Source organism: Microcoleus sp. C2D2, assembly GCF_036702495.1.
Taxonomy (GTDB): domain Bacteria; phylum Cyanobacteriota; class Cyanobacteriia; order Cyanobacteriales; family Microcoleaceae; genus Microcoleus.
In genome coordinates, this window is record NZ_JAUBTO010000019.1 from 21,715 (window position 1) to 40,370 (window position 18,656).

Annotated in this window: 19 protein-coding genes; 8 read left to right on the forward strand and 11 right to left on the reverse strand. The window is 45.5% G+C overall.

Features of this window, described 5'->3' with window-relative positions; genetic code table 11:
* Window positions 1–71: 71 nt before the first annotated feature.
* The 4 genes from QUB61_RS08970 to QUB61_RS08985 all read right to left on the reverse strand — a co-directional run bounded on the left by QUB61_RS08970 (window position 72) and on the right by QUB61_RS08985 (window position 2,835).
* Complete coding sequence (locus QUB61_RS08970; RefSeq protein WP_333126878.1) at window positions 72–413, reverse strand: metalloregulator ArsR/SmtB family transcription factor; 342 nt, start codon at window positions 411–413, stop codon at window positions 72–74.
* Window positions 414–552: 139 nt separating this feature from the next.
* Window positions 553–1,668, reverse strand: coding sequence for an inorganic phosphate transporter (locus QUB61_RS08975; RefSeq protein WP_333126875.1), 1,116 nt, complete (start codon window positions 1,666–1,668; stop codon window positions 553–555).
* A gap of 229 nt (window positions 1,669–1,897) precedes the next feature.
* The gene (locus QUB61_RS08980) at window positions 1,898–2,152 is read right to left on the reverse strand and encodes a hypothetical protein (RefSeq protein ID WP_333126872.1); all 255 of its coding nucleotides are present in this window, start codon (window positions 2,150–2,152) and stop codon (window positions 1,898–1,900) included.
* Window positions 2,153–2,235: 83 nt separating this feature from the next.
* On the reverse strand, window positions 2,236–2,835 hold the full coding sequence (locus tag QUB61_RS08985; protein ID WP_333126870.1) for a hypothetical protein: 600 nt from the start codon (window positions 2,833–2,835) through the stop codon (window positions 2,236–2,238).
* Window positions 2,836–2,967: 132 nt separating this feature from the next.
* On the opposite strand from QUB61_RS08985, the gene QUB61_RS08990 reads away from it, so the two are divergent.
* Both QUB61_RS08990 and QUB61_RS08995 read left to right on the forward strand, forming a co-directional pair.
* Complete coding sequence (locus QUB61_RS08990; RefSeq protein WP_106146537.1) at window positions 2,968–3,195, forward strand: hypothetical protein; 228 nt, start codon at window positions 2,968–2,970, stop codon at window positions 3,193–3,195.
* Entirely contained in the window at window positions 3,195–3,608 is a 414-nt protein-coding gene (locus QUB61_RS08995; RefSeq protein ID WP_333126868.1) for a PIN domain-containing protein, read from the forward strand. The genes QUB61_RS08990 and QUB61_RS08995 overlap by 1 nt, the downstream gene beginning before the upstream one ends.
* A 92-nt stretch (window positions 3,609–3,700) precedes the next feature.
* On the opposite strand, the gene QUB61_RS09000 is transcribed toward QUB61_RS08995, so the two are convergent.
* Window positions 3,701–4,375: a HEAT repeat domain-containing protein gene (locus tag QUB61_RS09000; protein WP_333126865.1), complete on the reverse strand. Its 675-nt coding sequence runs from the start codon at window positions 4,373–4,375 to the stop codon at window positions 3,701–3,703.
* Window positions 4,376–4,644: 269 nt separating this feature from the next.
* Between QUB61_RS09000 and QUB61_RS09005 the strand changes: the two genes are divergently transcribed.
* On the forward strand, window positions 4,645–7,104 hold the full coding sequence (locus QUB61_RS09005; protein ID WP_333126862.1) for a CBS domain-containing protein: 2,460 nt from the start codon (window positions 4,645–4,647) through the stop codon (window positions 7,102–7,104).
* A 202-nt stretch (window positions 7,105–7,306) separates the two neighbouring features.
* On the opposite strand, the gene QUB61_RS09010 is transcribed toward QUB61_RS09005, so the two are convergent.
* The 5 genes from QUB61_RS09010 to QUB61_RS09030 all read right to left on the reverse strand — a co-directional run bounded on the left by QUB61_RS09010 (window position 7,307) and on the right by QUB61_RS09030 (window position 14,712).
* Window positions 7,307–9,664, reverse strand: a complete 2,358-nt coding sequence (locus QUB61_RS09010) for a polysaccharide biosynthesis tyrosine autokinase (RefSeq protein WP_333126859.1) — start codon at window positions 9,662–9,664, stop codon at window positions 7,307–7,309.
* A 1,328-nt stretch (window positions 9,665–10,992) separates the two neighbouring features.
* A complete protein-coding gene (locus QUB61_RS09015) occupies window positions 10,993–12,420 on the reverse strand; it encodes an MFS transporter (RefSeq protein WP_333126856.1) in 1,428 nt (475 codons plus the stop codon).
* Between the two features lie 212 nt (window positions 12,421–12,632).
* Window positions 12,633–13,190 carry a Uma2 family endonuclease gene (locus QUB61_RS09020; protein ID WP_333126853.1) on the reverse strand — a complete coding sequence of 186 codons (558 nt, stop codon included), beginning with the start codon at window positions 13,188–13,190 and terminating at the stop codon, window positions 12,633–12,635.
* A gap of 173 nt (window positions 13,191–13,363) precedes the next feature.
* Window positions 13,364–13,915 (reverse strand): hypothetical protein, encoded by a 552-nt coding sequence (locus QUB61_RS09025; protein ID WP_333126850.1) that lies wholly within the window; start codon window positions 13,913–13,915, stop codon window positions 13,364–13,366.
* Between the two features lie 119 nt (window positions 13,916–14,034).
* Window positions 14,035–14,712 (reverse strand): ATP-dependent Zn protease, encoded by a 678-nt coding sequence (locus tag QUB61_RS09030; RefSeq protein ID WP_333126847.1) that lies wholly within the window; start codon window positions 14,710–14,712, stop codon window positions 14,035–14,037.
* A 241-nt stretch (window positions 14,713–14,953) separates the two neighbouring features.
* Between QUB61_RS09030 and rseP the strand changes: the two genes are divergently transcribed.
* The 4 genes from rseP (at window position 14,954) to rpsN (ending at window position 17,524) form a co-directional block, all read left to right on the forward strand.
* Window positions 14,954–16,048, forward strand: coding sequence for an RIP metalloprotease RseP (rseP, locus tag QUB61_RS09035; RefSeq protein ID WP_333126844.1), 1,095 nt, complete (start codon window positions 14,954–14,956; stop codon window positions 16,046–16,048).
* Window positions 16,049–16,174, forward strand: a complete 126-nt coding sequence (locus QUB61_RS09040; protein ID WP_333126841.1) for a hypothetical protein — start codon at window positions 16,049–16,051, stop codon at window positions 16,172–16,174.
* 112 nt (window positions 16,175–16,286) lie between these two features.
* The gene (gene nth / locus QUB61_RS09045; RefSeq protein ID WP_333126839.1) at window positions 16,287–16,931 is read left to right on the forward strand and encodes an endonuclease III; all 645 of its coding nucleotides are present in this window, start codon (window positions 16,287–16,289) and stop codon (window positions 16,929–16,931) included.
* 290 nt (window positions 16,932–17,221) lie between these two features.
* Window positions 17,222–17,524, forward strand: coding sequence for a 30S ribosomal protein S14 (gene rpsN, locus QUB61_RS09050; protein ID WP_242721574.1), 303 nt, complete (start codon window positions 17,222–17,224; stop codon window positions 17,522–17,524).
* Window positions 17,525–17,663: 139 nt separating this feature from the next.
* On the opposite strand, the gene QUB61_RS09055 is transcribed toward rpsN, so the two are convergent.
* Window positions 17,664–17,993 (reverse strand): hypothetical protein, encoded by a 330-nt coding sequence (locus QUB61_RS09055; protein ID WP_190740107.1) that lies wholly within the window; start codon window positions 17,991–17,993, stop codon window positions 17,664–17,666.
* Between the two features lie 64 nt (window positions 17,994–18,057).
* Here QUB61_RS09055 and aat point away from each other — a divergent pair, with 64 nt between their 5' ends.
* Window positions 18,058–18,636 carry a leucyl/phenylalanyl-tRNA--protein transferase gene (gene aat / locus QUB61_RS09060; protein WP_333121847.1) on the forward strand — a complete coding sequence of 193 codons (579 nt, stop codon included), beginning with the start codon at window positions 18,058–18,060 and terminating at the stop codon, window positions 18,634–18,636.
* Window positions 18,637–18,656 lie beyond the last annotated feature (20 nt).

Genomic DNA, 18,656 nt, shown 5'->3' on the forward strand with positions numbered 1-18,656 from the left:
CAATAAAAATTGATATGTCAATCATCAAACAAGCCAGAGGAGTATTTGAGTGATTAAGAAATGTTGATGGGTTAACCCGCGTCGGAACAGGGGCGCGCCGGCAGGATCTGGCTGAAGCGGCGGTATTCGGCGAGGTACTGTTCGAGGGCGACAAACTGAGCTAAATTGAGGCTGTAGTAAATCCAGCGGCTTTCTTGGCGGCTGCGGACTAAAGCTGCATCCTTTAAGGCTTTGAGGTGAAAAGAGAGTTTAGACTGAGGGACGTTGAGCCGATCGCACAAATCGCACACGCACAACTCCTGTTCCCGCAGCAACTCCAAAATCTGAAGCCGCAAAGGATCGGAAAGTGCCTGAAAGCCAGCAGCAATCAATTTATCTGCAACAGGAGGCGCGATCGTATAATTTTTAACCATAAATTACCCTTAAAATTTTATTCAAAAACTCCCGGCGCGATTTCTTGTTTTTACCGTTAGATTCGATCGGGTTATCCTTTGATGACAACCCCAAATCAACTGCGAACTATTTCTCTTCTAGGACTAACGATTAATTCTCTTACCGATGCAACGCCCAGTAAGCGCAGCCGCTGATTGCAGCAGCAATTGGCAAGGTCAAAATCCATGATAGTAGAATCTGATAGAAAACGCGCACATTAGCTTTTTTTGAAATCAATCCTACACCAAAGATTGAACCTACCGAAACATGAGTAGTAGAAACTGGAAGTCCATAGCGACTGGCAGCAATCACTAAAAACCCCGTCACTAAGTTTGCCACCAGTCCTTGACCGGTATTCATTGCTGTCAGCTTTTTGCTCATTGTTTCGGCAACTTTTCGAGCATTCAACAAACCGCCGATCGCCATTCCCAAAGCTACTGCTAAACTTCCCCACTGAACTGATATTGATTGACCGACTAACATCAGCGAAACTATTTTCGGAGTATCGTTCAATCCTCTGGCAAAACTGACGATTCCCGCACTCATAAAATGGCAAACATCCACTAACTTTTGGCTGGGAATTTGTAAGAAATTTCCCTGGTACCTTTGCGTGCATTTATCTAGAGAATCGACCGCAACATCAGCGGTTGTGATGCACTTCAGTATGTTAGTTGCATCCGGTTGGGGAATGGGAATAATCTGTTGAATTTGACCAGCGCAAATACACCATTCTTTCTGGATTCCCAAATAAACTCGCAGGTAGCGAGACAGCCCATAAATTAAAGCTGCTAATGGAATCGCAATCACGGGACTCAGCAACAAAGGCATTAGAAAAGTTTTCTGCAATGCTGTAAAATTAACTTGAGTACCAATTGCTACTAAACCTGCACCGACAAGAGCACCTGTAAGACCGTGAGTTGTGGAAATAGGGAATCCAGTTAAGGTAGCAAGAATAACGGTTAAACCCGCAGCGATGGCGACTGCCAAATGAAAATCTGGGGCATTGGCGATCTCGTCTGGAACTAGCCCTTTTCCAGAAAAGCTTTTTACCAGGGTTTCTGCTAAAAAAATAGAAAATACTGAACCTGCAAAAGTTGTAATCGTTGCCCAACCAATTGCTGTTTTATAGTTCGTCGTCTGACTGCCAAACAGTGTCGCCACGCCTTTAAAATTATCATTAGCACCATTGCAGTATGCTAAAAAAAACGTGGCGATAAATAGCCCAATAAGTAACATTCTATTAGCCAGACTAAGTGTGGTTTATTTGAAACAGTTTTTTGCCGGGGCCCCTACAGCACCGAATTTGATTGTAGAGACACAGTGGCCTCAAATAAAATAATGAAAATATTAAGATTTCTTTGGAAGGCGAGCGATCGCGTCTTAATTTCGCGCAACATGGGAGCGAGATTGAACGATACTATAATTAAGGCTCGGCGATCGCGGACGGTACGCTCACCCCCCCCATTCACTTAGGATTCTGTACCCTTGCCGGCACATCTGTCAGTCCCGCCTTCTGCATCAGCGAAATCACCCCTATAGATAGAATTCCCCCAATAATTGCCCCAACAACTACCAGGGTGAGAAACACTTTTTGCAGAGTTTTTTTAGTAGCAGGGTGGTACTGTCTCGGCAATTCTTGACCTTGCTCGTCAACTTCTTGCTCCAGGGGGTCTAGCGGATTGGATGGATTTGAGTTAAAAGGATTGGGCGCTTGATTCATGGCTGGCTTTGGTTAAAGGAGATCGACAACTATTTTAACTTGCGATTTGCCCTCGCAGCTTAAATAATACATTCTGGTTTTACTCAAGACTCTATAAAATTTATTAAGATACCGAGAATTTTACCCACATTATTAATAAAATATTCGCTGGTGTCAATCTCTATCGCAATTCCTTCTAACTTGAAAAATTTCCAGATACTCCCAGTTGTGACAACTCCATAAATTATGTGAATGTCATTTTCTTGACGCTGGTTAAATATTTGTGCTGCGATCGTTTCTGCCATGCACTGTCCTAAGCCGGATTGGATGTTGTCATTTTTGGCTTCAACCAAGGCGATAACTGGGGATTCAATGACTAGCTGTTCGGGCGATCGGCTAATTATAAAATCGCAATAACCGCTCAAACCCCTAGCAGCGTCTACATTGAATTCTCGACCTGAAAATAAACTCATCCGTTCCGGTAGCCGTTTTTTTATTTCAACTAATATCGGCGCGACAATTAGCTCAGAGCGAGCTTTGTCGGAATTAATTTCTAGTGCTAAAGGCAAATTGAATTGCAAAGTTTCTTGCAAAAAACTGCTTGGTTCTATTTCGGGAATGTCAGCAAACAAGCCCATCTTGCTCGAAAAGGCGATTCCGAAAATTGCCTTAATTTGTTCTATGCTAAATTGACTGTAGGGCATTTGACTCCCTATCCCGAAAAATTAAGTGTTTTTAAGAAGCTAACATTATATCACTTGAGGCGCTAAAATTTGAAGCGGGGGTATTTATATACTTGCCTGGTTGTCCAATGCTTTCTGTGGAAGATAACTACTATGACGTTACGCGAACTTCAAGACCGAGCACTGAGGTTGTCTGCCGAGGAGCGATGGCAGTTGATCGATGCCTTGATGCGATCGCTCCAACCGAAACCCCGATCGAAGGTGAAACCGAAGGGTTTAGCCGCGAGTTTAATTGGCATTGCGAAAACGGACGCGCCACCACCTACAGATGCAGAAGTAAAGGCAATGTTGGATGAGCGGTTAGTGCAAAAGTATCTGTGATGAAAGTTTTATTTGATACCAATGTTTTACTGGATGCAATGCTTGCACGCGAACCTTTCGTAGCGGATGCTGCTTTTTTACTGAATGCAATTGAATCTGGGCGAGTTGAAGGGTTTATGTCGGCGACAACGGTTACGGATGTGCATTATTTGGTTGGACGACAAACCAAGAGTTCTGAAGCTGCGATTGCCGCCGTAACTCGGCTTTTGGCATTGATGGAAATTTGTGCGGTGGATAGAGAGATTCTGGAACAAGCGATCGTGCTGGGATTGCCGGATTTTGAAGATGCGGTACAAATAGCCTGTGCGATCGAGTTAGAGTTAGAGGCGATCGTTACTCGGGATGTGAATGGATTCGCAGGGTCGCCGATTCCCGTTTTGTCACCTCAAGAACTGAGAAATCGGTTGCTCTAGCAGAGGGCTGAATAAATTAGGCGATCGGTGTTTCATCCCCGGCTTCAAAGCGCGGAAATGAAACACTTACAAAATAAGGTAGAAAATATCTGTTATCCTTCTGCTTTTGACAGGCGATCGAGAGAAATTGTTGCCGCTTGAGATACTTGAGAATTACTGTCTTTTTCTAAGTATTTTAAAGCCGAAACGCTCTTAACACTCGGCAAATTGCCCAAAGCTTCAGCCAGCCTCTGGCGGATCAGCCAATCTTCCGACTGAGCAAAATTGAGGATGCGATCGATCGCCCCAATTTCCTTAATTTCCCCCAAAGCCGAAATTGCCGCCTGCTGGATCACCACTTGCTCGCTTTCGAGAGCTTTTAGCAGCACGTCGCGAGCCCGGGGATCTTTGAGATTCCCCAGAGAAACAGCAGCACTGAAGCGCACCAGCCATTGAGTATCTTCATAAAAAGCCCGCACCAAAGCCTCAAAAGCTCTGATATCTTCCAGATAACCCAAAGCACCTGCAGCGTCAGCGCGAATGCCGTAATCAGGGTCTGTTTCTAGCAATTTGACTAGAATGGGATAGCACTCTGCTGTCGGTTTGACCCCAAGAGCAAACACAGCCATCGAGCGCACCTGCAAACTTTCGTCGTTCAACACCTTTTTAATCAAAGGCACCGCAATAGCTGCCGGCACGTTCCGCAAGTTGGCCAAAGCCACCATTCGATCGGCTGAATTTTCGCTTTCTAACTTGGCAGCAATTTGCTCTAAGCTTAAAGTTGTCATTATGGATAAATCTTGTAGTAAAAGTTTACATTCTGGTTATTTTGATTATAGGGGAGTCTCAGGAGAAATGCAGGCAGTAAAAACCGCCCTGCCTATTTGAGCAAGCGTGAGATTGCGAAGGAGTGACACCATTAATCTAAAGCTGAGATTGCGTAGAAAAAATCAATTAGAAGTCTATTATTTAAATCCCAAGCACAGGCGAGGTGTTTGTGCCGTTCCCCAAGGCTTTGCCCGATAGTTAGCCGCCCTCTGACAACCTGCAATCAACTATGCCCTTTTACCACCCGCCGTTTTACTCCTCAGCCTTAGAACAAGCGATCGATCGCTACCCCCTCACTGCCGGACCAGAAACTTCCTTAGCAGTGGCGATCGCCCTGATGAGTCAGTTGCAAAACAGTTGTCCCCTAGTCAAAATAGCTTTACCCTCAGACCGGGGACCGATGAACGAAGCGTCCGCGCCGGAAAAGGTGCGGGCCCACTGCGTGCTCGTCGTGCAGAACCAGCAGACTATTACCACAGGCAACTTCTCAAACAACGCCAGAGAAGGGCTGTTAATCGGCATATTAACTCCCGCCGACCTTGTGAGGCTGATAGCTTCTGGCAAAATAGACACTCAGCAAAAAGTAGCCCTGCACAAAATACCAATTTCCCAAGTGATGTCCCCGGTGCCGGTCTCCCTGACAGAATCCGATGACCAAGACGTGTTTACCGCTTTATCCTTATTTCGCCAGCACCGGATTCGCTATTTGCCGATCGTCAATCAATTCGGCCACTTGGCAGGAGTCCTGACGCGGGAAAGAATTCGCCAAGTATTGCAGCCTTCAAACATTCTCAAATTGCGGCGGGTAGCAGAATTGATGACTACGCCAATTACAGCGCCCCACACCGCCTCGCTGCTGAGCATAACCGAACTGATGTCAGAGCATCAAGTCAGTTGCGTAGTCATTACAAAAAACAAAGAATTAACAATGGAGAAGCCCAAAGATGACTATACCTCCATTTTTCACTATTCCTTTCACCAACCCCTGGGAATTGTTACCGAATACGACATCGTGCAGGCACAATTTCTCGAGCTAAAATTCGAGCAAACCCCAGCTCAAAAAGTCATGAGAACTCCCCTGCAATTTCTGCAACCTTCCGATTCCCTGTGGACGGCGCACAAAGAAATGCAGCAGCAACAAGTGCAGCGGTTGGTCGTGTGCGGGGGGCGCGGAGAAATGTTGGGAATTATTACTCAGACCAGCTTGCTCAGAGTCCTCGATCCCACCGAAATGTACCGAGTTGTCAAACAGTTGCAGCAGTCGGTTTATCAACTGCAAGCCGAAAAAGTGGAACTGCTGCAAAACCGCAACGCCAAACTGGAACAGCAGGTGCGGGAACGGACTGCAAAACTCCACGAACAATTGCAGCGCGATCGGCTGTTAACTCACATTTCCTTGCGGATTCACCAATCCTTAAACCTCGAAGAAATTCTCCACGCCAGCGTCGATGAAGTCCGCCAAGTTTTGCAAGCTGACCGAGTAGCAATCCTGCATTTAGAGTCGAGCAATTCCGGCATTGTAGTGGCAGAATCCGTTGCCGAAAATTGGCATTCAATCTTGGGAGAAATCATGCCCGATAATATTTGGCAAGAATCTGCTTCGGCGATCGAACAGGAAATTTATGCCGTCCCCGACATCGACCAAGCCAGTTTGAGCGCCGAAAAATATGCGCGGTTCCAGCAAGCGCAAATCAAAGCTTATTTGATTGTACCTATTTTGCAAGACGGCAATTTGTGGGGGATGATGTGCGTCCATCAGTGTTCCCAATCCCGGCAGTGGCAGCCTTCGGAAGTGGATTTGCTGCTGCAACTGGCAACTCAAATCGCGATCGCCATTCAGCAAGCCCAACTCTATCAGCAAGTGCAAAATCTCAACACCGATCTCGAACGCCAAGTCCAAGAACGCACCGCCGAATTGCAGCAAAAAGTTCACGAACTCCAGCATTTAAACGTCCTCAAGGATGAATTTCTCAGCACAGTTTCTCACGAACTGCGGACGCCTTTAGCTAATATAAAAATGGCTATTCATATGCTGAGAATTTCTCCCACGCCAGACCGGCGCCAGATTTATCTAGAAATTTTAGAAACAGAATGTACTAGAGAAACAGATTTGATTAATGCTTTACTAGATTTGCAGCGGCTCGAAGCCGCAACTTGCCCGATCGACCTGGAACCAGTAAACTTAGAAGTCTGGCTGCCTACTATTATCGACCCGTTTTACACCCGGGCCCACGACCGCCACCAGCATTTGCGAGTAGAGTGCGATCGCCACCTCCCCACGATTAGTTCCAACCGCGCTAGTTTGGGACGAATTTTAGCAGAGCTCCTCAACAATGCCTGCAAATATACTGCCAATGACGGCCAAATTTATCTGAAAGTTGAGTGCAAAAAGGGAGACTGGGAACAAGGAGGACAAAGGAAAAATTCGCGACAAGCAAGTGCTCAGGCTTCAGAAATCCACTTTACACTCAGCAATCAATCGTCCATTTCCATAGAGGAATTGCCTCGAATTTTTGAGAAATTTTATCGAGTTCCCAACGCCGATCCTTGGAAACAAGGAGGTACAGGTTTGGGTTTAGCTTTGGTTCAAAAACTTGTCGAACAGTTGCAGGGAAAAATTGAGGTTGAAAGCAGCAATGGCTGGACTAATTTTACCGTCACATTTCCTACCAAGCCGGATGGAAATTAGTCCGCCATCAGTCGATTTTAGATTTGAGATTTTAGACGGGGGCGTAAAACGTTCGGCGAGGGCGAGGGCCGAACGATTTGAGATTTTAGATTTACTTCACAGATGAATCTGGGACCTGGAACAACAGTCTAAAATTTGGGGGTTCCACGACTCCTGTCGGGGGCTTGTATCCATTGTGGGGTGGGGTCATCTTTTTTGGCTCTCACTCTTTTTTGGAAGCTAGTTTGGGGATGCCAGACGGTGCTGGTGAAAAATTCAAATATTCATTTTTCTCTTCAACAACTGATGATGTAGATGCTTGATACCTCCTGCGTTTGGTGGCATGATTCGCAACTGTGCCCAAGCAGGGTATGCCAAAATTTTCTAATTGACTGAAAACTTTTTGGACTACAGAAAAATTGACCTGGCGAATTGCTACAACCATCAGTATGCCATCTGTGCGCGCCGCTAAAAAATTCGCATCTTTACTGTCAACGAGCGGCGGCGTATCGTAGATAACTAAGTCAAATGTTGCCTGAAGTTCTTCCATTAAATACTGCATCTGAGAGGAGGCAAGCCGTCTGGCAGTACCGGGAATAGGGAGACCTGCAGTTAATACAAAAAGATTATCTGCTAGATGCGATCGCTGGATAATTTCATTGGGTTCGTTTTGATTGTCTAGCAAGTTGCTCAATCCCTTGACATTAGGCAGTTCCAACAGCAAGTGCAAGCTGGGCGAATGCAAATTCGCGTCCACTAACAGCACTCGCTGACCCGCCAGCGCTGCCACGTGAGCTAAGTTTAAAGCAACGGTAGATTTGCCTTCGCCAACTGTAGCCGAACCAACTGCCAAAGAGCTAATCGTTCGATTTGAAGAAAGAAAGCGGATATTAGTATAAAGAGAGTCAAAAGCTTCTATAAATTCCGCAGCATTTTTCTTATTACGCTCTTTTCCTTCAAGATAAGCATAGGCATTAGCAATAGAAGGCGGAAAATTTTTAGCATTTTTGTCAAGAGGAATTTCTCCCAATAAAGGCGCTTCAACCGCATCTTTAACGTCATCAGCACAGTAGAAAATATCGTGCAACTTTTCAATAAGGATAGCCGAGCCCAGACCCAAAACTAGGGCCCCAACAGCTGCTATCACAAATTTGTTTTTATTGTTCGCTGCAAGTGGAACCAGCTGGCCCTTACGATCTCGCGGTATCTGCGGTTCAGAAACTATTTCCCAAGGTACTTGGCTTTGAGCTGCTTGGACGCGCAGAGTTTCCCGCTGACTTAAAAGTTGATCGCGGGTGCGGGCGGCGATGTCTAATTGCTGTTGCAGTTCGTTGTAGCGGCGGGCTATACTGGGAAATTCTCTGGCTTCTCGGCTCAAATTGTTTTTTGTTTGGGCGAGCGCCTGACTGCGAGCTTGTAAGACTTGAAGTTGGTTGGCAGTATCAACCAATTGTTTAATCAAGCCTATGCGAATCGAATTTTGAAAATTCTGAACTTTAGAATTGGCTGCCGTGCCTACTAAATTTTGCCCCAAAATTCGCTGCGTTTGCTGGTTGAGCAAAGCTACTAAATTTGCCCGCTTGCGCTCTAAAGCTTCCACTATAGGGTTAGCAGATTTAAAACGAGCTGTTTCTACAGCAATCTGACCTTCTACTTCCTTAACCTTGGCCAGCAAGTCTTTATATTGAGGTTCTTCGCTTAAAGCGGAAGCGGCAATAGCTTCATCTGGTGTAAAATCTAATTGTTTTTGCAAGTTAGCGTACAGCGTTTTCTGTTCTTGCAGCAGCCTTTGAGTTTCTAACTCTAAAGTTTCTACGGTGCGAACTTGCTCGATCAATTGCGCGCCTTGTTCTTTAGGATCGGTAATCTTTTGCTGCTGCTGTATGATCTGTAAATCCGACTTCAGGTCATTTACGCGCTTATTGAGTCCCGGAAGCTGGTCTTCAATAAATTTAACACCTTCACCAATGCGAGTCTTGCGTTCGTCAAGACTGTACTTTAAATATTTCTTTTTAGTTTCTTGTAAAACAAACTCAACTATTGTAGGATCCTGCCCGATGAAGCGAACTTCCAAAATTTTAGTTATCGTCAAATCATTTTCTCCGACGCGCACAACGACTAATCCTTGTTTAATAAAGCCCTCGGTAACTTTTGGATATCGTTTTTGGACTTGTTTAGCAATAGCCGACAGCATCTGAGGACTCTGGAGAATTTCAAGTTGAGTTGGGTAGTCCAAACTAAAAAAATCTCGACTAGGCACTCCCCCCCTCTCGCCCTGATTGGCGAGGGCAGAGGGGTCAGCAATTCTGGCCTCCGTTGTCACGGGTTCCACTAGTATCCGAAAATCGCCTTGATATGTTTTCTTGCCTGCGCTGATCTTATAATAAACTCCAGCGCCTACTAGACCTATAATCCCAATAATGATTAGGGCTTTTCGCTGAAAAGTCCTCAACAAGGGCTTTAGATTCAATGCTTTCTGAGGCTGCGCGCTTAACTCTTCTCCCTCGTCAACGGAAAATTGCTGCACCTGTCGGCTCTGGTTGCTAATGGGTACGATATGAGCATCCTGTTCTCTTTCCATGTTGACCTCTGTGAGATTTTGTTGGTAAAATCAGCTTTGTTCTGCGAGCCTTCTGCTTGATACTTTGAGCATTGGCTTAAGGATATCACAGGAGATTCTTGGTTAGCCGAGCCGACTTCCTTCTAATAGTTCTCACTAATTTCACATAGTATACAAAAATAACTAAATCCCTCTGCTGTGCCGGCTGCAAAAGTTTTTTTACAACTTCTTGAGAGTTGTATCCGACTGCATTTGGGTCTGCTGCGTTGTGCTGGTATTTAGGGTTTCCGGGTGGCGAAGCAAACTTTTTTGGGTCTCGCTCAGCTTCGCCGCAGGGGGCGCAATAACTTTACCAAATTTTTACAATTGACTGTAACACCTCAGCCGCCGCTTGGGCGGGTATTGCCTTGTCATGTAGGCCATTTTTCTGTTCGCCTGCCGCGGCTGCTGTACCTGTTAACTTACCCGCTAACTGACCGGCTAAAAAGTTTGTCTTTTTTCATGTAGATATAATTAGCAGCCTTCAGCCGATTTTGGGAACGGCAACTAATCGAATCAATTGCCGATGAAAACCTGTCTTTTCTTTTAATTATAAACTTTTTGAGGAGCTGGATGACTGCTTAAGTCTATATAATTACTTATTACTCCCATCTTATCACAAACTTCTCTCAAGAGTGAGGGACCGACATAAAATTTAATAATTTGCGATCTCAAACTCGATCGACATCTCGAGAAACTCAAGCCTTCTGGCTGTTTCTACCGTTCGGGATGGTGCGGAGCAATGTTATGTTTTTTCGTATAAAAACTAGGTTTCTGGGTTCCTGGGCTATTACTAAAACTATCGCTTTTATAGCAGAAGGAAGAAGGAAGTTCGGCAACGGATTCGCTTTCTGAGGATTTAACGGATGTAACGGGTGGATGTTGAAGAAAGAAGCGAGAAGGAATAATATCAATTCCGGTTACACCGGAATGATGGGGAGTCGGGAGTCGGGAGTCGTCCGTTGGGGAATGTGAATTATTGACCTTGACTTTATCATTCCCATGCAACCGGAAACGATATAAAAGCAAGGATTTCAGCAATTAAAAACGTCCTCACCGTCGGGCGCGGTTCCTCGCTTCGCCATCCGAGCAAGCTATAGCAATCCTTTCGGGAAATGCGCCACGGTTTTTTTTGTTTGAAGGAACCGATGAAAGAGGCAGATGACAAATCCGTAAAAGAAGAGAAGAGAAGAGAAGAGAGGAAAAGAGCAAGAGTTCGCCAGTAATGGGAGGATTGCTATAGATGCCCTGATTAGCTGTTTGTAGTTGTTACTTTTGGATTTTACTAATTACCCATTACTGATTAAACCTTACTGATTTTCTGCTTTTTTTTCTCGAAGTCTCAACAAAATTTCTGCATGAACTTCGCGACTAATCGGATAAAAATATGTGAGAATCATGCCAGCAATTAAAGCAATTGTCGGCAGCGGCCCGATCGCAACTCGAATGGCGAACAGTGCAGAATCCGGCTGTACTGGCGCAGCTTGTCCCTGAATTGTGGCGAGAAATCCAGCTCTTTCTAATGCTTGTCCTACTAACCACAAGCCGAGCGCCAAACCGATTTTTTGCAACAACACCATAAACGAATAAAACACGCCTTCGCGTCTTTCTCCTGTTTGAAGCTCGTCGAGTTCAATGACATCCGGTATCATCGACCAAGGTATTAGATAAGCAGTCGAAACTCCGACACCTGCCATGACTGCTAGCAGGTACATCTGGACTACTTGTCCTGGTTGCAGAAAAAATAGTCCGGCTTGTGCGATTATCCACAAACTCATGCCCATAAAATAAACGGCTTTTTTGCCATATCGCTCGCTGACTTTACTCCAAACAGATAACATGGCGAGTGCAGTGCCTTGAACTGCGATCGCAGTTTGGGTAAAAGTTGCTGACGGCAGTTTCATCCAGTCGATTACAAAGTAGGGCAAAATTGAAGCAGTTAATTGCACTCCCAGCCAAGAACAGAGATAAATTCCAATTACGTACAAAAAAGGGCGATTGTTAAATGCAATCCGCAACTGTTCTCCCATCGGCAAGGATGTTGAATCGTCTGCTACTGGATTTTCTGACAATTGAGAGAGTACGTGTTCGCGGGTTCCCAAAAAGCACCAGTACAAAGGCAATACAGAGATTACTGCACATAGTGCGCCTAGGATTATGTATTTTTGGGTGTCATCTTTAACTATTGCAAAGATAATTTGCGCTATAATTAGTGACAAAATGCTGCCGCCGATCGAGAAAGAAAACCGGAAACTGTTAAGGCTAGTGCGTTCGTTGTAGTCTTGGGTTATTTCTGGGGTGAGGGCGGTGTAAGGCAGGTTGACGGCGGTGTAGGCCGTGTTAAACAAAATGGCGATCGCCACATAGTACCAAAATAGTATCGTTGGATCTTTGCTGGGAACAATCCACTGCAAAAAGAAGAAGATGCCGAAAGGAATTGCCCCGTAAACGATCCAAGGATATCGGCGCCCCCAGCGGTGAGATGTGCGATCGCTCAAAACCCCCACAATCGGGTCATTTATGGCGTCCCAAACCTTGCCGATCAGCAAAATGTTGCTAGCAGTACCCGCAGCCAAACCGGCGACGTTGGTAAAGAAATACAGCAGGAAAAATACCAAAACATTCGCAGTAATCGCGGGGCCGAGGTCGCCGGCACCGTAAGCTAATTTTGTTGAAAAACTGAGTTTTTTTGTTTCGGGGTTGTCGGCGGCTGGTTGAGGCCCGGAAGTGTTGCTCATAAACTTTGTTTTCGGGATTTTTTGGCAGTCACAGTCTTTCCAGTAGGAGTATAACTCGCACTACGCTCTAATACTAAGTTTTTTGTGGGGTTCGGGACTAGCCTGAAGATTTGGTAATTGATAATTTGGTAATCGGTAATTGATAGGTTGGTGGGGGCGGGTTTACAAGATTATTGGTCTGAGGCAATTATTCTTGGTAAAACCTGCCCTACTTAAGGAAACAGTTGCGAAATCTGAACTTCTATTTCTGGAAATGCCAGCATTGACAAAACATCATCTTCATTAAATACTGTTTCTTGTCGGTAGTTTGTCTCGCCCGGTTCGCGAAAAACATAAACTTGCCGCGTGTTAACATCAAGTATCCAATAATCAGTAATTCCCGCTTTAGCATACGCCGGTGCTTTTCGCCTGCGGTCTGTTTCTAAAGTGGTGTCAGCTATTTCTACTAATAAGAAAATATTGTCTGGTGCGGGATGAAAATCTTGGTACAGCCGGGGGTCGATTTGCACTACAGCAATATCCGGTTCTGGTTCTGAATTATAACTTAGAGCGATCGGGTCTTGAATGCGAATTAAAGCAAGTCCTGCCAGCAGACTTCTTAGATAGTCGGCTGCACAGAGATTAGTTGCTGCGTGGGGAGGATTTTTTGCACTCATTGAAATAATTTGCCCGTCAATTAATTCGACTCGTTCATCGGGATTGAGAATGCCAGTTTCGGTCATGCGGCGGTATTCGTCTACAGTCCACAAGCGTAAATCTGTTACAGTCATGGCAAAATTTTCTTTGGCGATATTATCTATTATCCTAAAGGCAGAAACCTGGTTTTTTATCACAATACTGGATTAGAGACTTTAACACTGGTAAAAAACCAGGTTTTTTTGGTATAGTCCCGGAAAAATCCCCAATCCCCAATCTAAAATCTAAAATCTAAAATCTAAAATTGCTATGTCAGCAATCTAGATTTTGCTGTAATTGCTCCCAGACACCACAAAATAGCATTGACAATCTCCGAACGCTGGATGTCCTCTTCAGCTAAAAAACTCGCAAACTCTCGATCGATATTCAGGTTGTCTGCCAAAGCATAAAGCACTTGCTTGTACTCTGTGGGCATCGGTGTTAATGTGGCTGCAACTAAATTTAACAGCGCGTTCAAACAGTTAAGCATAGTCCCTGATTCGTCAATATCTTCTGCATCGAGCAAGTACAGCGTTTCTGCAATGTCACAAATAGCGTCTATTTGTGTGGGTGGCTTTCCCTGTTTCCTAACATCGATATTGCACAATTGGAGAGCGTTAATCGCTAGTTCTGGACGGGTAAAAAATACAAGTTGACCGCCGGCTACTAAAGGCGGCTCTTGTTCTCCATAGACAATTAGAGTATATAGATTTGGTATTTCGGTGTCGGGGTCGATGCGGAAACCGAACAGCCACAGCAATTTTTCTGTATTTAGGTTTGCTGTTTGCAGTGTTGTTGGGAATTTTTTTTGTTCTGACATGAATTTTTAATCCTTATAAAATTTAGGCTTTTCAATCCGGTTTCTACGGAAAATCTGGGTTTTAGTGAGAAATCTATAAATAAACCGGGTCGAGCAAGGCAAGAATGCGTAATTTTTGTTTATAAATTTTGCTGGATTATGTCGCAGCACTCAGCGACGGTTGCTCTTTTTTCCATTGCTGCGACTAGGGCTTCGTAAGCTGATTTGTGGCTTTCGATCAGGTTTTTGGCTCGCAGCGAACCCCAGTTTTGTTTGAGTTGAATTTCGGAACTGGGACGGCGCAGTTGTGTTAAAATTGCGCTAATTTTTGTACGGTCTTCTGCTCCTCCTTGTGCGCTGCCGTAAACAAATTTTTCTGCGACTATTCCGGCCATCCACACGGTGCAGTATTGGTCTAAAAGTTGGGCGGAAAGAGTGCCGCTTTGGAGTTGAGATGCTAATTGTTCGTCTTCAAATCGGACGCCGCCTTGGGCTGTTTGGCCTTGTTTAAATGCTTCGATCGCGTTGAGGGCGTAGCTGGTTACGGGAATTCCCAATAGGTGGGCAACTAGGAAGTGTCCGGCTTCGTGGTGAAGGATACGATCGCGCTTTTGTTTGGAAGTTCCCCCCAGCCAATCTAATAAAATTGTACCGCCTTGACCTTGCCACTGGAAACTGTCTAGGGTGGCTAGCCCCAACAGGCAAAAAGTGGCGATCGCAGGTACGGCTTCTGGCAAGTTGAATAGGGGCCCCAACAATATTGAAACGGTGATGGCAAAGATAGAAATAGCGATAATATTCAAAGAAGTGTCTTTCATAACTGGGAATTGGTAATGGGGAATTGGTAATGGGGAATTGGTAATGGGGAATTGGTTTTAGAGGTAAACTCGGGTACGATCGCGCGATCGGTTTGGCAGCGTCGGGTCGATCGGAGCGCCCGGGACTTCCGACAAAAACTCTATCTTCCAGTTTGACTGAAAATTGCCGCTGCGAAGCCACCGATATTAAAAAGATATTAAAATAAGTCAAAGTCAAATAAAAGTGTTAGTGGAATCCTTCATGTCAGTTTTGGCAGCGATCGCAGTTTTAGGTATCTTGATTGTCGTTCACGAACTCGGCCACTTCCTGGCGGCGAGACTTCAACACATCCACGTCAACCGCTTCTCTATCGGTTTCGGGCCCATCCTCTGGAAGTACCAAGGCCCGGAAACTGAATACGCCCTCCGCGCCTTTCCCCTGGGAGGTTTCGTGGGTTTCCCGGACGACGATCCAGACAGTACAATTCCCCCAAATGACCCGAATTTGCTCAAAAATCGCCCCGTGCTCGATCGGGCGATCGTCATTAGTGCAGGGGTAATTGCCAACTTGATTTTTGCTTACTTCCTGTTGGTGGTGCAATTGGGTACTGTCGGCGGTGCATCCATGAACTACCTACCGGGAGTTAAAGTCCCGGAAGTCGCCGCGGAAGTCAGTTCGGCCGCGAAACAAGCGGGAATTCGATCGGGCGACGTTGTTCTGTCTGTTGACGGCAAGGAATTGGGCGCTTCCCGCGAAGCAATCAAATTATTGGTCGCAGCAATCCAAGATCATCCCAACCAACCCCTAGCGTTGGAAATTCAGCGCCAAGAACAAAAATTTGTGGTGACAGTAACTCCTGAAGAGTCGCCCGACGGCAAAGGTCGCATTGGCGTGCAGCTAACTTCTAACGGCACTGTGGTGCGGCAGAGGGCGGGATTTGTAGAGGCGTTTAGCAAAGCCGCCAAAGAATTTGAGCGGATTGTGGTGCTGACGGTTCAAGGTTTCGGGCAGTTACTTAGCAATTTCAGCCAGACTGCCGACAAGTTGTCCGGGCCTGTGGCGATTGTGGCGATTGGTGCAGGGATTGCCAAATCGGATGCTGCGAGTTTGTTTCAGTATGCGGTGTTAATTAGCATCAATTTGGCTGTGATTAATATCTTGCCTTTACCTGCTTTGGACGGCGGTCAGCTAGCTTTTCTCTTGATAGAAGGACTGCGGGGCAAGCCTCTACCGAACCGCATTCAGGAAAATGTCATGCAGACTGGTTTGGTGTTGTTGCTGGGTTTGGGAATTTTCTTGATTATTCGCGATACTGCTAATTTGGCTGGCTTTGATTTGCGAAATTTCATGCAATAGTTGAAGGAAGAAGGAAGAAGGAAGAAGGAAGAAGGAAGAAGGAAGAAGGAAGAAGGAAGAATTCTGTCTACTTTTCCGTTTTCCTATTTTCCTATTTTTCCCTCTCTTTTTTTCCTCCGCAAGTGAGGCAGAGCCTCTGGTTATGGGTTCCCCGGTCGTGCCTGGGAACCACTTAAAAACAAATAACAAGTGACTAATGACTACTGACTAATGACTAATGACTACTGACTACTGACTAATGACTAAAAAGTTAAGTTTGAAACAACGATCGCTCGAAATTCTGATTCGCCTCAAACGCCTCTATCCAGAAGCTCCTTGCACTCTCAACTACGAAACTCCCGTGCAGTTACTGGTGGCGACGATTCTCTCGGCTCAGTGTACGGACGATCGAGTAAATCTGGTAACGCCGGCTTTGTTTGAGCGTTTTCCCGATGCGGTTGCTTTGGGAAATGCTGATTTAGAAGAACTCGAAAGTCTGGTGCGATCGACTGGTTTCTACCGCAATAAGTCTAAAAACATTAAAGGTGCTTGTCAGGCGATCGTCAATAAATTTAACAATCAAGTGCCGCAGCGGATGGAACTGCTACTAGAATTGCCCGGAGTTGCCCGCAAAACGGCTAATGTCGTTCTCGCTCACGCTTTTGGTATTAATATGGGCGTGACCGTAGACACTCACGTCAAACGTTTGAGTCAGCGGTTGGGATTGACCGAACATACCGATCCTACAAGGATCGAGCGGGATTTGATGGTATTGTTGCCGCAGCCGGATTGGGAAAATTGGTCGATTCGGTTGGTTTATCACGGCAGAGCAGTTTGTAATGCCAGAAATCCGGCTTGCAATATTTGCGAGCTTGCAGATTTGTGTCCTTCTGCTAATAGTTAGGTGTTGCACCAATGTTCAGTACAGGTAAGATGCCTGTACCACAAAAATCTTGAGTTATTGCAGATTTGTACCCTTTTGCTAATAGTTAGGTGTTGCACTAATGGTAAGTACAGGCAAGATGCCTGTCCCACAAAAATGTTGAGTGATTGTGGAACAGGCATCTTGCCTGTTGCTAAAAAAGTTGAGTAAAATCTTGTTGACAAAAGAAATAATTCAAATAAAAGTTATCCAAAAAGACAAAAATACAGTAAAATAGTAGATTGTGATTTATCTAAGGATATCAACAGATTATGGCTAAGAAGAGCATGGTCGAGCGCGAGAAAAAGCGCCAGAGACTCGTAGACAAGTACGCCGACAAGCGGGAAGACCTGAAAGACCAGTTTGACCAAGCTAACAATCAGATGGACAAAATGGCGATTCACCGCCAACTGCAACAGCTACCTCGCAGCAGTTCGCGGACTCGCTTGCGGAACCGCTGCTGGGCAACTGGACGCCCCAGAGGTTACTATCGTGACTTCGGACTGTCTCGCAACGTGATGCGAGAAATGGCTCACGAAGGTCTTTTGCCCGGTGTTGTGAAGTCTAGCTGGTAGCAGGAAGGAAGAAGGAAGAAGGAAGAAGGAAGAAGGAAGAAGGAAGAAGGAAGAAAAAAACTCACAATTAATCGGCAGGATTATGTTTGGGGTTGATTTTTGTTTCAGACTTATGAGTTAAATTTTCCTCCTTCTTGCTTCACTGGCCGCAGCATTTATCAATGCCGAGACTTTCGAGTAACAAGTCGCTGACGGCGTTGGCGATCGCAAATTCGCCGTAGAAGCTTTTAGAAAAATCATAGGCCTGCATTTCGGTGACGATCGCAATTACGAGGCTGCCCACGTCATTTTCGCCTTCCATACGCTGGCGGACATAGATTTGGGCAGCCCTTTTAGCTATTTGCTGGTTGGCTGCTTCTGGGATAAACTCGGAGTCTAGCCATGCCAGCAGCGTTTGTTGGAGCCATTGGCCTTCTTGCTCAGGGTTTTTGGCGGGCGGTAAGGTAATAGGTTCGATGGTTTCAGACATGATTATTCCTAATTGCTAATGTTGACTTTGAAAAGTCAATTGACAAATGAGATCTGATAAATATATGCAATATGATATACCGACAATTATACAAGGATATGCCCAAGGCTACTTCTTGATGGCAAATGACGGGGAGGAGAGTTTGGGGTGGTATTCGAGCCGCCAGCGGGCGCTGATTCCTCTGGATGAAAGATTTACCTATCCGAAATCCCTGCGCCGCCAAATCAATCAAAATCGATTTTCGGTGGCTGTGAACCGCGATTTTGGGGCGGTGGTTGAGGGTTGTGCCGATCGCGAAACGACTTGGATTTCTAAGGAGCTCAAGAAGATTTACTGGGGTTTGTATGAGGCCGGTTGGGCTTACAGCTTCGAGACTTGGTGCGGCGACGAATTGGCGGGCGGTATTTTAGGATTGTCTATAGGCGGTGCGTTTATTGGGGAGTCGATGTTTTACCGAATTCCCGAGGGTTCTAAGGTGGCGATGGTGAAGTTGGTGGAGAGATTGCGCGATCGATCGTATCTGATGTTCGATGCTCAAATGAACAATCCCCACTTGGAAAGATTCGGAGCTTATACTGTTAAGGAAAAACTCTACAACACTCTTTTGCAAGAAGCTTTAAAGCGTCGCTGCTCGCTATTTTAAATATGTTCTGCGGGGGGAAA

Coding starts and splice junctions, on each gene's coding strand:
- QUB61_RS09020 (WP_333126853.1), bottom strand. CDS start 13,190: ATGACTGTAACAGATTTACGCTTGTGGACTGTAGACGAATACCGCCGC.
- rseP (WP_333126844.1), top strand. CDS start 14,954: ATGTCAGTTTTGGCAGCGATCGCAGTTTTAGGTATCTTGATTGTCGTT.
- QUB61_RS08970 (WP_333126878.1), bottom strand. CDS start 413: ATGGTTAAAAATTATACGATCGCGCCTCCTGTTGCAGATAAATTGATT.
- QUB61_RS08975 (WP_333126875.1), bottom strand. CDS start 1,668: ATGTTACTTATTGGGCTATTTATCGCCACGTTTTTTTTAGCATACTGC.
- aat (WP_333121847.1), top strand. CDS start 18,058: ATGCAATATGATATACCGACAATTATACAAGGATATGCCCAAGGCTAC.
- QUB61_RS08995 (WP_333126868.1), top strand. CDS start 3,195: ATGAAAGTTTTATTTGATACCAATGTTTTACTGGATGCAATGCTTGCA.
- QUB61_RS09055 (WP_190740107.1), bottom strand. CDS start 17,993: ATGTCTGAAACCATCGAACCTATTACCTTACCGCCCGCCAAAAACCCT.
- QUB61_RS08980 (WP_333126872.1), bottom strand. CDS start 2,152: ATGAATCAAGCGCCCAATCCTTTTAACTCAAATCCATCCAATCCGCTA.
- QUB61_RS09025 (WP_333126850.1), bottom strand. CDS start 13,915: ATGTCAGAACAAAAAAAATTCCCAACAACACTGCAAACAGCAAACCTA.
- QUB61_RS09030 (WP_333126847.1), bottom strand. CDS start 14,712: ATGAAAGACACTTCTTTGAATATTATCGCTATTTCTATCTTTGCCATC.
- QUB61_RS09015 (WP_333126856.1), bottom strand. CDS start 12,420: ATGAGCAACACTTCCGGGCCTCAACCAGCCGCCGACAACCCCGAAACA.
- QUB61_RS09005 (WP_333126862.1), top strand. CDS start 4,645: ATGCCCTTTTACCACCCGCCGTTTTACTCCTCAGCCTTAGAACAAGCG.
- rpsN (WP_242721574.1), top strand. CDS start 17,222: ATGGCTAAGAAGAGCATGGTCGAGCGCGAGAAAAAGCGCCAGAGACTC.
- QUB61_RS09000 (WP_333126865.1), bottom strand. CDS start 4,375: ATGACAACTTTAAGCTTAGAGCAAATTGCTGCCAAGTTAGAAAGCGAA.
- QUB61_RS08985 (WP_333126870.1), bottom strand. CDS start 2,835: ATGCCCTACAGTCAATTTAGCATAGAACAAATTAAGGCAATTTTCGGA.
- nth (WP_333126839.1), top strand. CDS start 16,287: ATGACTAAAAAGTTAAGTTTGAAACAACGATCGCTCGAAATTCTGATT.
- QUB61_RS08990 (WP_106146537.1), top strand. CDS start 2,968: ATGACGTTACGCGAACTTCAAGACCGAGCACTGAGGTTGTCTGCCGAG.
- QUB61_RS09010 (WP_333126859.1), bottom strand. CDS start 9,664: ATGGAAAGAGAACAGGATGCTCATATCGTACCCATTAGCAACCAGAGC.